Genomic DNA, 11,962 nt, shown 5'->3' on the forward strand with positions numbered 1-11,962 from the left:
GGAATTCAACATGAAACCGATCCTTGTCAAAGTACTCGCGAGCGCCGCCTTGCTGACGCTCGCGGCGTGCGCGGTGCAACCGGCAACGCACGCGGATTTGCCGCAAACTGTGAAGACCGTCGCGCCTGCCGCATGGAATGTCGACGCGCCGCAAGACAGCGTGAGCGCCAACGCGTGGTGGGCGCAGTTCGGCGACCCGGTCATGCATCAACTGGTCGAATCCGTGTTGACCGGCAATCTCGATGTGCAGGCGGCGGTGGAGCGCGTCAGGCAGGCGCAGGATCTGGCGAAGCAGAATCGCGCGGCCCTGCTGCCGGAGTTGAATGCGAGCGCGACCGCGTCCAACTCGCGTCAGAACACGCCGCCGCCGCTCGGCTATGTGCGTCAGGCCGGCGTTGGCCTGACGGCGAGCTGGACGCCGGATGTGTTTGGTGGCGAGCGTCTCGCGGTATTAGCGGCGCAGGCGCAAGTGTCGGGACGCCAGTCGGCATTGAACGAGGTGCGCCTCGCGCTCGCGGCGAATACCGCGGCAGCGTATATCGATCTGCGGTGGGCGCAATCGCAGTTGCAGATTCTGAGCGACAACGAGCAGATCCGCGCACGCGCGCTGAAGCTCACGCAGCAGCGTCTGCACTACGGACTGTCGACGCAACTCGACGTCGCGCGCGCACAGAACCAGCTCGAGGATTTGCAGGCGCAGATCCCGCGCGTGCAATCGGCGGTGCAGCATCAATTGAGTCTGATCGCGGTGTACTCGGGCCGCACGCCGGAGAGCGTCGACAGCTTGCTGCTCGCCAATGCACGCGACATTCCGGTGCCCGCGCAAAGCGTGCCGCAGATGCTGCCCTCGGAAGCGCTTCTGCAGCGTCCCGACGTGCGCACCGCCTACGCGACGGTCGAACAACGCGCGGCGGAAGTGGGCGTGTCGAAAGCGCAGCGCTATCCGCAGTTCCGCCTCAATCTCGCCGACGGCTTGCTGGCCTCGTCCTATCTCGGCTTGCCGACGCTGACCGACAACCTCTTCAGCGCCGCCTTGAACGCGACGAGCCCGATCTTCAACGCGGGCCGCATCACCGCGAATATCGACGCGAGCGAAAGCCGCATGCGCGAATCGCAACTCGGCTTGCAGCAAACCATGCTGCAAGCGCTGAAGGAAATCGAGGACAACCGCAGCGATCTGGTGAGCGGCGCCGTGCAGGTGCAACGTCTTGGCGGCGCGCTCGATGCGTCGAACCAGGCGCTGCGTCTGTCGAGCGAACTGTACAAGGGCGGCGCGGCGGATTTTCTCGATGTGCTGACCGCGCAGGAGGCGTATCTGCGTGACGCGGAGTCGTTGAACCAGGCCAAGCGCGAGCATGCGCTTTCGGCTGTCGCGTTGTACCGGTCGCTCGGCGGCGGCTGGGATGTGCCTGACGCGGTCACGGCGGTATCGGCGAACAACTGATCGACCGATGCACGCGCGTGGCCAATGAGGTGTTGAACCAACTGGAGAGAAATGATGGCGAACCAGCGAGAAGTAGTGATCTGCAATCCGGTGAGAACGCCGATCGGCGCATTCGGCGGATCGTTGAAGGACGTGCCGGCAACCGAAATCGGCGCGGTCGCCGTGCGTGAGACGTTGCGCCGCAGCGGGCTCGACGCGGCTGAGTTGGCGTCGGTCGTGATGGGCAATGTGATCCAGGCCGGCAACAAGATGAATCCCGCGCGCCAGGCATCGATCGGCGGCGGTGTGCCGGTGGCCGTGCCGGCATTGACGGTCAATCGCGTGTGCGGCTCGGGCGCGCAGGCAATCGCATCGGCGGCCCAGGAAATCCTGCTAGGTCTCGGCGATGCGGCCGTGGCGGGCGGCATGGAAAACATGGACCGCGCGCCGTATCTGCTCGACGGCGGCCGTTGGGGCTACCGCATGGGTAACGCGCAGATCCACGACAGCCTGTTGCGCGATGGCCTGAACGACGCGTTTTCCGGCGAGCATTCCGGCTGGCACACCGAAGATCTCGTCGCGCAATTCGACATCACGCGCGAAACTCAGGACCGTTGGGCCGCGCGTTCGCAGCAGCGATTTAGCGAAGCCCAGGCGCGCGGCGATTTCGACGCCGAACTGGTTGGCGTGGAAATAGCAGGGCGCAAAGGCCCGCAGCATTTCACGCGCGATGAACAGCCGCGTCCCGACACCACCGTGGAAACGCTGGCCAAACTACGTCCGGCATTTCGTCCCGACGGCACGATCACCGCGGGCAACGCGCCCGGATTGAACAGTGGCGCGGCCGCAATGCTCGTGGCCGAGCGCGGTTTCGCGGAAGCACACGGTATCGCGCCGTTCGCGCGTCTCGTGTCTTATGGCGTTGCCGCGGTCGAGCCCGGCATGTTCGGCCTCGGTCCCGTGCCGGCCGTGGAGATGGCGTTGGCGCGAGCCGGTTGGCAATTGCGCGATGTCGAGCGCTTCGAAATCAATGAGGCGTTTGCCGCCGTGCCGATCGCGGTCGCGCGCAAACTCGGCATTGCGGACGAACTGATCAACGTGCAAGGCGGCGCGATCGCGCATGGCCATCCGATCGGCGCGACCGGTGCCGTGCTGACGACACGCCTGCTTCATTCGATGCGGCGCGACGGCCTCAAACGCGGCATCGTGACGCTTTGTATTGGCGGTGGCCAAGGCATCGCGCTGGCATTGGAAATGCTGTGACTTTGAGTCGATAGCTGCAGGGTGCGTCGGCATGCGAAATACATGTCGACGCACCCTTGTCGAAGTTTCGCAGATGCGTCTCGCATCAACCGTGATGCATTCTTCGGCACTAGAGTGCCGTCCCATATTTAAAGTTTTTGTTCCGGCATCAGTTTCGTTTAGCATCAATGCCATTTTCACAAGAACATCACGAGACATGGCACTGATCGCTCGAAATATCCTCGGTATTGCCGTACTGCTATTCATCGCGTTGATCTTTTCCACCAACCGGCGCGCTATCCGCTTACGGACTGTAATCAGCGCGCTGCTGGCGCAGATCGGTATCGGCGCATTCATTCTGTTCGTGCCGGTCGGCAAGTCGATACTTTCGGGCGCGGCGTCCGCCGTCAATAACGTGCTCGGCTACGGCAACGCGGGCATCGAGTTCCTGTTCGGCGGCCTCGTGCAAGCGAAGATGTTCCAGGTCTTCGGCGACGGCGGTTTCGTGTTCGCCGTGCGCGTGTTGCCGGCCATCATCTTCGTCACGGCGTTGATCTCCGTGCTGTACTACCTCGGCGTGATGCGCTGGATCGTGATCGTGCTCGGCACGGTATTTCAGAAGCTGCTCGGCGTGTCGAAGCTCGAATCGTTCTCCGCGGTCACCACGATCTTTCTGGGTCAAAGCGAAATGCCCGCCGTGGTCAAACCGTTTACGCGCGACATGACCGGCGCTGAATTGTTCGCGGTGATGTCGAGCGGCATGGCGGCCGTCGCCGGGTCGGTGCTGGCGGGCTATGCGGGGCTCGGCGTGCGCATCGAGTATCTGCTGGCGGCGTCGTTCATGGCGGTACCGGGCGGCTTGCTGTTCGCGAAGATCATTCATCCGTCCACCGAACCGAGCCGGGTACATATGGACAACCTCAACTTCGACGAGAAGCGTCCCGCCAATATCATCGAGGCCGCGAGTTCCGGCGCGACCGTGGGCCTGAAAATCGCGGTGATGGTCGGCGCGATGCTGATCGCGTTCGTCGGGTTGATTGCCTTACTCAACGGGATCGTGGGCGGCGTGGGCGGCTGGTTCGGCCATCCGCAACTGTCGATGCAATCGGTGCTTGGCGTCATCTTCGCGCCGCTCGCCTATCTGATCGGCGTGCCGTGGAACGAGGCCACGATCGCCGGCAATTTCCTCGGCCAGAAGGTCATTCTCAACGAGTTCGTCGCGTATGCGTCGCTGTCGCCCTATCTGAAAGACGCCGCGAGCGTGACCGCGGCCGGCCTGCAGGCGCTCGATCCGCGTACCATTGCTATCCTGTCGTTTGCGTTGTGCGGCTTCGCGAACTTTTCGTCGATCGCGGTGCTAACGGGCGGCTTTAGCGCCGTCGCGCCGGGACGCCGTGCCGAAGTCGCGCGTTACGGCCTGCGTGTCGTGCTTGCCGCGACGCTCTCGAACCTGATGAGCGCCACGATTGCGGGCATGTTCATTACGCTGAATTGAATCGAGGATTGCTGGATGAATATGGAACAACTGTTGGAACGCGCGGGCGTCGCGCGAGAAAAGGCCTATGCGCCTTATTCGAAATTCAAGGTCGGCGCGGCGCTGCTGACCAAAGACGGCCGGGTGTTCGACGGCTGCAACGTCGAGAACGCCTCTTACGGTTTGTGCAATTGTGCGGAACGTACCGCGTTTTTCAGCGCCATTGCGGCGGGTTATCGGCGTGACCAGTTCGCCGCGCTTGCGGTGATCGGCGATACGGACGGCCCGATCGCGCCATGCGGCGCGTGCCGCCAGGTGATCATCGAACTGGGCGGCCCTGAATTGCCGATTCGCCTCGGCAATCTGCATGGCGCCACGCGCGACACCACCGCGCGCGAACAATTGCCGGATGCGTTCTATCTATGAGCAAGCACAAGGTCATCTACGACACCGACCCAGGTGTGGACGATGCAATGGCGCTCGTGTTTCAGGCGCTGCATCCGGATATCGAACTGCTCGGTCTGACGAGCGTATTCGGCAACGCGACGATCGAAACGACCACGCGCAACGCGCGCGTTCTCGCCGGACGGTTCGCCGCCGGCGTGCCGGTCGCGCAGGGTGCGGCGGCTCCGCTCGAGCGCAGCGCGCCTGAACCGCTCGCGTGGATTCACGGCGACAACGGGGTCGGCAATATCGCGTTGGATACAACGGACGCGGCCGCGCTCGATGCGCGCCCCGCGCATCGCTTCATCATCGAGACGGTGCGCGCGCATCCTGGCGAAGTGACGCTGCTTGCCGTGGGCCCGCTCACGAACCTTGCGCTCGCGCTTGCCGACGATCCGCAGATCGCCTCCCTCGTCAAGCAGGTGGTGATCATGGGCGGCGCGTTCGGCACGGACGGCGTGCTCGGCAACGTCACGCCCGCGGCGGAAGCCAATATCCTGGGCGACCCGGATGCCGCCGATATCGTGTTCGGCGCGGCGTGGCCGGTTGCGATCGTCGGGCTGGACGTCACGCAGCGCACCATCATGAGCCACGAGTATCTGGCTTCGCTGCGCGAGCGCGGCGGCGCGGCCGGTCAGTTCGTGTGGGAAGTGTCGCGGCATTACGAGGCGTTTCACGAGCAAAGCGCGCAGCTTGAGGGCATCTACGTGCACGATTCGTCGGCGGTGGCCTATGTGCTGGCGCCGCAACTCTATACGACACGCAGTGGTCCCGTGCGCGTGTTGACGGAGGGCATCGCGGTGGGCCAAACCATCCAGAAGCCGTCGGCCATGCCCGTGCCCGCGCCTGCCTGGGATAGCCGCCCCAACTGCAAAGTATGTGTCGAGGTGGATGTGCCAGGCATGCTGGCGCTTTACGAGCGCACCATTTGCGGCACGCTTTGAGAATGACGCGCTCGTATGACAGACGCGCATGCGGCAGGCGCGGATTGATCTGACGTAAGCCGCTGTGCAATGCAACACGCCGGACCACGGCAATCCTGGCCGGTGCCGATCTTCAATCTTTGCTACATTTCTGCACACGCACTGCATAAGCGCCTCCTGAAGCCGTGGCTCATGGACGCCGGTGCGTGACCGAAATCTATCAAGAGGCCAAAAGATGCGAATTCTAGTAGTAGGGGCGGGCGCCGTGGGCGGCTACTTCGGCGGGCGTCTCGCAGCGGCGGGCCAGGACGTGACCTTCCTCGTGCGTCCCGGCCGGGCGGAAAAGCTCAAGCGTGACGGACTCGTCATCAGCAGCGTGCGCGGCGATCTCAAGCTGCCCGATCCGCAAACGATTCTCGCCGGCGTCAGCGCCGAGCCGTTCGATCTGGTACTGCTGAGCTGCAAAGCCTTCAGTCTCGACGACGCCATCGATTCCTTCGCGCCGCTGGTCGGCGAGTCGACGCTGATTCTGCCGATGCTCAACGGCATGCGCCATATCGACGTGCTCAACGAAAAGTTCGGCGCCGCGCGCGTGCTGGGCGGTCAATGCGTGATTGCCGCGACGCTCAATGCCGAGCAGCACATCGTGCATCTGAACGACACCCACGCGATCACTTTCGGCGAACCGGCCGGCGGCACGTCGGAGCGTGTCCAGGCGATCGCCGACGCGATGGCCGGCGCGAATTTCGACGCGCTGGTCAGCGACAACATTTTGCTGCGCATGTGGGAGAAGTGGGTGTTCCTGGCCACATTGGCGGCCGGCACGTGCTTGATGCGCGGTTCGGTGGGCGATATTCTGGCTGCGCCGGACGGCAAGCGCGTGATCGAGAATCTGTTGGGCGAATGCCGCGCGGTGGCGGAGCACAACGGTTTCACGATGGGCCCGGACTTCGATGCACGCGCCACGCAAACGCTCTTCACGCCATCGCCGCTCACCGCTTCCATGTTGCGGGACGTGGAAAACCACTCGCATACCGAGGCGGATCACATTCTCGGCGATCTGATTTCGCGCGGCGGCGACGCGCAAAAGGGCGAGCACGGCTTGTCGTTGCTGCGTATCGCCTATAGTCATCTGAAGACGTATGAAGCGAGGCAGGCCCGCACGTCCTGAGCGATACCACGGGCACGAATCGGGACTCCGCTGGCATGGCCAAAACAGCCTAACGATCAGAGGTGAAGCATGCCGAGTCCAATCGGATCAGTGCCCGCACTCAGTGCCGCTTCGGCCACGATCTTCTCGATCGGCATCGTCTTTCTCGGCTACTGGGGTTTGTATGAACCGACCACATGGCGAGTTGCCGACGTCTTCGTCTTCGTGTCCGCGCTGATCGGTTTCGGCTGCCTCGGACTCGTGCCGTGGGTCGCGACGAGTCCGGTCGAACCCGAATCCAGCGATAGCCGGATTCGCATTGCGCGGCATCTGTTTCTTGTCGGCGTGGTGGGAATCTGGCTTGCGGTGGCGATGTCGGTGATCTTCTAGCGCAACCACGCAACGCGACGCTCACGCACAAAAAAACGCGCGCCTTGCAGCTTTGCAAGGCGCGCGTTTTCGTTGAAGCGCAACCAATCAGCGCTTAACGCTCGATCTGCCGATTCCAGCGCGTATCCCACTGCGCGCGGTGCGCGTTGATCGTATCCCAATCCACCACCGTCACCTTGCGCACCAGATCGTCGACGTTGCCGAGGCTCTGCTGCATGGGCGGCGTCATCTTCGCAAGATGGTTGGTGGGAATCTGGCGGCCGGCCTCGGCGGCCCTGGTTTGCGCCGGCGCGGACAACAGGAATTGCGCGAGCTTCTGCGCCAGTTGCGGATCGGGGTTGTTGTTGACCACGCACAGGTCGACCAGCAGCAGCACCGGACCTTCCTTCGGATTCACATAGCCGACCGGAATGCCCTTGTCCGCCAGATCGCCCACGGCGGTCGGCGTCAACGGGAACAGGCCCGCTTCGCCGGTCTGGACCATTTCGGAAATCTTCGCCGAATTCGGCACGTACTCGACCACGTTCGGTCCCACCGTGCTTGCCCATTTCGTGAAGCCCGGCTCCACGTTCTGTTCGCTGCCGCCCATCAAGCGGTTGATGGCGAGAAAGCCGTGCAGCCCGAAGGTGCTGCTCGACGCCGACTGGAACACCACCTTGCCCTTGTATTTCGGATCGGCGAAGTCCATCCACGATGTGGGCGGGGCCCAGCCTTTTTCAGCGAACAGCTTCTTGTTGTAGGCAATGCCGGTCATGCCGAGCTGCACGCCCGCGCCCATGTCGTCCTTCATGCGCGCGAACGGATAGAGTTCCTTGAGCACGGGCGCGTCGTCGAGCTTCTTGCACACGCCCATGCTGACCGCGCGCGCCATCACGCCGTCGTCGAGAAACACCACGTGAATCTGCGGGCTGGCCTTGTTGGCGAGCAGCTTGGCGAGAATGTCCGACGACGTGCCCGGCACCACCACCACCTTCACATTGTTGGCTTTCTCGAAGTCGGGCAGCACCTGGCTCGTATAGGCCTTTTCCATCGGGCCGCCGTTCATGCCGATGTAGATCGTCTTGCTTTGCGACCACGCCGGCGCGGCCGCGCCGAATGCACACATTGCGGCCAGCGCCGCGAGCGTCTTGAACAGTTTCATTGAGGGGCTCCTGAGATTCACTAAACGAGGACTTAAGCGACCGGCGAGGTCGCGACAGCAGCAAAGCGGCCAATCGAAAAAGCGTCGAGTGGCGTGGCGGTGGCGCCGTCGACGACGAGATCGGCGAGCACGTCACCGACACCCGGCGCGAGCAGGAAGCCGCCGCCTGAAAAACCGAATGCATGCAACAGACGCGGCACGGTACGGCTCGCACCGATGATCGGATTGCTGTCGGGCGTTTCGCCTTCCACGCCGCTCCATGTGCGGATCAGCAGCGCCTCGCGCAACGCGGGCAGCAGCGCGCACGCATCGCGCATCACGGCGCGCGTGGTGTCCGTCGACGGCTGGCCGTATTCGCCGTCGCCATGTCCGCGTCCGCCGCCGATCACGCAATTGCCGCGTGCCACTTGCCGCGCGTAGATGCCGCCGCCATACACGCCCAGGTTGTGCGTGATGAAGAGCGGCAGCGGTTCGGTGACCCACATGTTCGGGTAGATCGGTTTCATCGGCACGGTCTCGCCGAAGTAGCCCGCCACCGTATTCGCCCACGCGCCTGCGGAATTGATGAGCCAATCGGCGCTGATGCGCAGGTCGCCGGCGCGCAGTTGAAAGCGCGTGCCGTCGTGATGAATGTCGGTGAGTTCGGTTTGCTCGCGCACGTCCGCGCCGGCGGCCCGCGCGGCTCGTGCGAATGCGGGCGACACCAGCCGCGGATTCGCATGACCGTCCGTCGCGCACAGCGAGCCGCCGACGGCCGCTGGCCCGAGCCACGGATAGCGTTGGCGGAACGCCGTGCCGCTGATCAGTTGAGCATGCAGTCCATAGTCGCGCGCCATGTCGGCCCACGTTTGCAGCGCGACCAGATCGCTTTCGCTGCGCGCCAGGCGCAAGTGTCCGGACACCGTGAATTCGCCGTCGATGCCGATCAGCTCCGGCAAGCGGTCCCAGATACGCCGCGCGCGGATCGCGAGCGGCATCTGTTCGACAGGGCGTCCCTGGCAGCGCACGCCGCCGTAGTTCACGCCGCTTGCTTGCGCGCCGCAATAGCGCCGCTCGAACAGGCCGACGCGCAAGCCTCGCTTCGCCAACGCCAGCGCAGCCGATGAACCGACCAGCCCGCCGCCCGCGATCGCGACGTCGTAGTGCAATGTGTCACTCATCGCGCGCCTCCACGGGGATGTCGGCGATGTCGTCGGCAACCATCTCCGGCGAGAGCGGAATCGGTTTGACGGGCGGCTGGCTGCGCAGGCGGCCCACCGCGTCGAGCGATTGGCCGGTTTCCTCGGCGAGCAGGGTCAGCGCGGCTTCGCCGCACATGCGTCCCTGACAGCGGCCCATGCCGACGCGCGTGAGCGCCTTCAGCCGGTTGATCTCATTCGCTTCGCCGTCGCGGATGCAGCGCCGCAACGTGCCCGCGTCGATCTCTTCGCAGCGGCACACGGTCATGTCGTCGGGCCATTGAGACGCGCATTTGGCCGGCGACGCGAAGGCCGTTTCGATGCCCTCGCGAAATACCGCGATACGTTTCAGGCTGCGCTCGATCGATGCGGCGTCCGGCATGCCCGGACCGCGTGGATGCGCGATGCCGAGATCGTCGAGCAAGGCCAATGCGGCGCGGCGGCCGGCCAGTTCGGCGGCGTCCGCGCCGGCGATGCCTGCGCCGTCGCCGGCGAGATAAAGGCCGTGCACGGAACTGCGTCCCGCCCGGTCCACTTCGGGGAGCCAGCAACGGTTGGTCGCGTCGAAACGAAAGCGGCAGCCCGCGAGATCGGCCAGCTGCGTTTCCGGTTTCAGGCCGAAGCTCACGCCGACCGCGTCGCATGCAATGGTTTCGGTCGGCGAATCTTCACGCGACGCGCGCCATTCGAGCGCTTGCACACCATCGACGCCGCGAATGCCGACCAGCGTCACATTGCGCTCGATCCGCACGCCATGCGTTTTCAGCCAGCCGACGTAATACAGGCCTTTCGCGAAAGTAGACGGCAGACGCGCGAGTTTCGGCGCTGCGGCGATCTGCTGCGAGAGCGGACTCGTGTCGAGCACGGCCACGACTTGCGCGCCGGCTTTCACGTACTGGTACGCCACCAGATACAACAGCGGTCCGGTGCCGGCCAGCACGACGCGCCGGCCGATCGCGCAGCCTTGCGCCTTCAGCGCGACCTGGGCCGCGCCGAGCGTGTAGACGCCCGGCAAGGTCCAGCCCGGCACCGGCAGTACACGGTCGGTCGCGCCGCTGGCGATGATCAGATGCGAGAACGGCACGCGCAACTCGCGTCCCGCATGCAAGGTACCGAGGCGGCCCGCTTCGCAGGCCCACGCGAGCGTGTCGGGGCGATAGTCGAGATGAGGCAGAAGTGCGGCCATGGTCGAATGCAGGGCTTCGGCCTTGTGCGCTTCGAAACCGTAGAGCGTTTTTTTCGAGCGCTCGAAGCCGCCGTTGGCGGGCGGTTGCCGATAAATCTGGCCGCCCCAGCGTGCGTTTTCATCGATCACGATCGGCTTCACGCCGGCCGCGACCAGCGTCTCGGCAGCGCGTACGCCGGCCGGCCCCGCGCCGACGATCACGATGCGGCGTTCGTCGCTCATCGGGCGTCTCCGGTTTCATCCGCGGCGCCGGCTTCCACAGCGGCGAGTCGCGTGAGCACACGCATGCCTTCGGTCACGAGCGTCGAGCACGCGCGCACGCGCTTGCCGTCTTCGGTGCGCATCCAGCAGTCCTGGCATGCGCCGATCAGGCAGAAACCCGCGCGCGGCGCGCCGCTGAATTCGCTTTCGCGCACGCGGCGTTGTTGCATCAGCACGGCCGTCAGCAGCGTATCGCCTTGCAGCGCGGCGACTTCCTGGCCGTCGAGAAAGAAGTGCAGCGGTTCGCGCCGCGTTTCCGCCACGCGGATGAACTGCGGCTCGCGGCGTGACGCGGGAGCGTGAGTAGACGGCAAGGTGGACGGCATGAGAGCGTGGTCGGAAGAGGACATCAGTGCTGGCCGATCAGAATGCGGTTCAGGCCGTACACGCGGTCGAGCAGCAGCATCGCGCCGCCGGTGATGAAGATCACCAGCGCCGAGACGGAGGCCATCATCGGATCGATCGATTCGGTCGCGTACATGTACATGCGCACCGGCAGCGTGACGGTTTGCGGCGAGGTGACGAAGATCGACATGGTCAATTCGTCGAAGCTGTTGATGAAGGCCAGCAGCCAGCCGCCGGTGATGCCCGGCAGAATCATCGGGAAGGTGATGCGGCGAAACGTGGTCCACGGGTCGGCGCCGAGCGAGTGCGCGGCATGCTCGACGCTGCGATCGAGGCCGCTCACCGAAGCCAGCACGAGCCGCATGACGAACGGCGTGATGATGATCATGTGCGCGAGCACGAGCCATGCGAACGAGCCGGTCGCGCCGATCAGCGCGAAGAAGCGCAGCAGCGCGATGCCGAGTACGAGGCCGGGAATCACGAGTGGCGACAGCAACAGCCCGTTAAGGAAGCTGCGTCCCGGAAAGCGCGCGCGGCCGATGGCGAGCGCGGCGGGCAGCGCCACGATCAGCGACAGTGTCGCCGAAGCGAATGCCAGCTTCAGACTGTTGAAAAACGCGCCGATGAAATCCGGGTAATTGAGGATCGCGCGAAACCAGCGCAGCGAGACGCCGTGCGTGGGCAACGTGAGCGTTTCGTCGGGCGTGAAGGCGACCAGCACGACGATCACGAGCGGGGCGAGCACGAACGCGATCACGAGCGTGTGGAAAATCAGCGCGATGGGGCCGTTTTTTCTCATGATGTT

12 protein-coding genes are annotated in these 11,962 nt (G+C 64.5%); 7 read left to right on the forward strand and 5 right to left on the reverse strand.

Annotation, left to right across the window (positions count from 1 at the left end; all coding sequences use genetic code 11):
• Positions 1–10: 10 nt before the first annotated feature.
• The 7 genes from P0D96_RS04715 (at position 11) to P0D96_RS04745 (ending at position 7,046) form a co-directional block, all read left to right on the forward strand.
• Positions 11–1,444, forward strand: a complete 1,434-nt coding sequence (locus tag P0D96_RS04715; RefSeq protein WP_408280963.1) for an efflux transporter outer membrane subunit — start codon at positions 11–13, stop codon at positions 1,442–1,444.
• A gap of 54 nt (positions 1,445–1,498) precedes the next feature.
• Positions 1,499–2,686 carry a thiolase family protein gene (locus P0D96_RS04720; protein ID WP_408312326.1) on the forward strand — a complete coding sequence of 396 codons (1,188 nt, stop codon included), beginning with the start codon at positions 1,499–1,501 and terminating at the stop codon, positions 2,684–2,686.
• A gap of 196 nt (positions 2,687–2,882) precedes the next feature.
• Complete coding sequence (locus tag P0D96_RS04725) at positions 2,883–4,160, forward strand: NupC/NupG family nucleoside CNT transporter (protein ID WP_408280969.1); 1,278 nt, start codon at positions 2,883–2,885, stop codon at positions 4,158–4,160.
• A gap of 15 nt (positions 4,161–4,175) precedes the next feature.
• Positions 4,176–4,565, forward strand: a complete 390-nt coding sequence (locus P0D96_RS04730; RefSeq protein ID WP_408175053.1) for a cytidine deaminase — start codon at positions 4,176–4,178, stop codon at positions 4,563–4,565.
• Positions 4,562–5,527, forward strand: coding sequence for a nucleoside hydrolase (locus tag P0D96_RS04735; RefSeq protein ID WP_408312086.1), 966 nt, complete (start codon positions 4,562–4,564; stop codon positions 5,525–5,527). Before P0D96_RS04730 ends, P0D96_RS04735 begins: the two co-directional genes overlap by 4 nt.
• 214 nt (positions 5,528–5,741) lie before the next feature.
• Positions 5,742–6,677 (forward strand): 2-dehydropantoate 2-reductase, encoded by a 936-nt coding sequence (gene panE / locus P0D96_RS04740; protein ID WP_132377885.1) that lies wholly within the window; start codon positions 5,742–5,744, stop codon positions 6,675–6,677.
• A gap of 69 nt (positions 6,678–6,746) precedes the next feature.
• Complete coding sequence (locus tag P0D96_RS04745; protein WP_132377883.1) at positions 6,747–7,046, forward strand: hypothetical protein; 300 nt, start codon at positions 6,747–6,749, stop codon at positions 7,044–7,046.
• 94 nt (positions 7,047–7,140) lie between these two features.
• Here P0D96_RS04745 and P0D96_RS04750 read toward each other — a convergent pair whose 3' ends face one another.
• From P0D96_RS04750 to P0D96_RS04770, 5 genes are read right to left on the reverse strand one after another with little or no spacing between them, the layout of a single operon-like run.
• Positions 7,141–8,187: an ABC transporter substrate-binding protein gene (locus tag P0D96_RS04750; RefSeq protein WP_132377881.1), complete on the reverse strand. Its 1,047-nt coding sequence runs from the start codon at positions 8,185–8,187 to the stop codon at positions 7,141–7,143.
• A gap of 32 nt (positions 8,188–8,219) precedes the next feature.
• Complete coding sequence (locus tag P0D96_RS04755; RefSeq protein WP_408312090.1) at positions 8,220–9,347, reverse strand: NAD(P)/FAD-dependent oxidoreductase; 1,128 nt, start codon at positions 9,345–9,347, stop codon at positions 8,220–8,222.
• Positions 9,340–10,773: an FAD/NAD(P)-dependent oxidoreductase gene (locus P0D96_RS04760; protein WP_408312093.1), complete on the reverse strand. Its 1,434-nt coding sequence runs from the start codon at positions 10,771–10,773 to the stop codon at positions 9,340–9,342. The genes P0D96_RS04755 and P0D96_RS04760 overlap by 8 nt, the downstream gene beginning before the upstream one ends.
• Positions 10,770–11,162: a (2Fe-2S)-binding protein gene (locus P0D96_RS04765; RefSeq protein WP_408175046.1), complete on the reverse strand. Its 393-nt coding sequence runs from the start codon at positions 11,160–11,162 to the stop codon at positions 10,770–10,772. Before P0D96_RS04765 ends, P0D96_RS04760 begins: the two co-directional genes overlap by 4 nt.
• A complete protein-coding gene (locus P0D96_RS04770; protein ID WP_408249223.1) occupies positions 11,162–11,956 on the reverse strand; it encodes an ABC transporter permease in 795 nt (264 codons plus the stop codon). The genes P0D96_RS04765 and P0D96_RS04770 overlap by 1 nt, the downstream gene beginning before the upstream one ends.
• Between the last annotated feature and the right edge of the window lie 6 nt (positions 11,957–11,962).

It is taken from the genome of Paraburkholderia sp. RL17-347-BIC-D, from assembly GCF_046027915.1.
GTDB lineage: Bacteria > Pseudomonadota > Gammaproteobacteria > Burkholderiales > Burkholderiaceae > Paraburkholderia.

Coding starts and splice junctions, on each gene's coding strand:
- P0D96_RS04720 (WP_408312326.1), top strand. CDS start 1,499: ATGGCGAACCAGCGAGAAGTAGTGATCTGCAATCCGGTGAGAACGCCG.
- P0D96_RS04750 (WP_132377881.1), bottom strand. CDS start 8,187: ATGAAACTGTTCAAGACGCTCGCGGCGCTGGCCGCAATGTGTGCATTC.
- P0D96_RS04755 (WP_408312090.1), bottom strand. CDS start 9,347: ATGAGTGACACATTGCACTACGACGTCGCGATCGCGGGCGGCGGGCTG.
- panE (WP_132377885.1), top strand. CDS start 5,742: ATGCGAATTCTAGTAGTAGGGGCGGGCGCCGTGGGCGGCTACTTCGGC.
- P0D96_RS04735 (WP_408312086.1), top strand. CDS start 4,562: ATGAGCAAGCACAAGGTCATCTACGACACCGACCCAGGTGTGGACGAT.
- P0D96_RS04725 (WP_408280969.1), top strand. CDS start 2,883: ATGGCACTGATCGCTCGAAATATCCTCGGTATTGCCGTACTGCTATTC.
- P0D96_RS04765 (WP_408175046.1), bottom strand. CDS start 11,162: ATGTCCTCTTCCGACCACGCTCTCATGCCGTCCACCTTGCCGTCTACT.
- P0D96_RS04730 (WP_408175053.1), top strand. CDS start 4,176: ATGAATATGGAACAACTGTTGGAACGCGCGGGCGTCGCGCGAGAAAAG.
- P0D96_RS04760 (WP_408312093.1), bottom strand. CDS start 10,773: ATGAGCGACGAACGCCGCATCGTGATCGTCGGCGCGGGGCCGGCCGGC.
- P0D96_RS04745 (WP_132377883.1), top strand. CDS start 6,747: ATGCCGAGTCCAATCGGATCAGTGCCCGCACTCAGTGCCGCTTCGGCC.
- P0D96_RS04715 (WP_408280963.1), top strand. CDS start 11: ATGAAACCGATCCTTGTCAAAGTACTCGCGAGCGCCGCCTTGCTGACG.
- P0D96_RS04770 (WP_408249223.1), bottom strand. CDS start 11,956: ATGAGAAAAAACGGCCCCATCGCGCTGATTTTCCACACGCTCGTGATC.